The following is a 335-nucleotide window of genomic DNA, read 5'->3' on the forward strand; positions in this document are numbered from 1 at the left end:
TAAACATGACACCCTATTTTTATTTACGTGTTTTTCATTCACTGTCTATCTTTTATCTATCGCTTTAAAAGGTAGGCAGCTAACATGGCAATGGCACGTAAAAGACAGGTGAGTTTGGTTGATACAAAATACTATCACTGCATTTCACGGTGTGTTCGCCGTGCCTTTTTGTGTGGTGATGATACGGTAACAGGCAAAAGTTATGAGCACCGCAGACAATGGGTAGAAGATAAACTGCTAGCGCTTGGCAAAGTATTTTGCATTGATGTGTGTGCTTATGCAGTGATGAGCAATCATACGCATATTGTTTTATATGTTGATGATAAAAAAGCGAA

General features: G+C 38.5%; 1 protein-coding gene. It reads left to right on the plus strand.

Annotation, left to right across the window (positions count from 1 at the left end):
- Positions 1 to 84 precede the first annotated feature (84 nt).
- On the plus strand, positions 85 to 335 hold a 251-nt coding region (locus SANK73390_RS18825), incomplete at its 3' end, for a transposase (protein WP_462767912.1).

The sequence above is a fragment of the Pseudoalteromonas sp. SANK 73390 genome, from assembly GCF_054966645.1.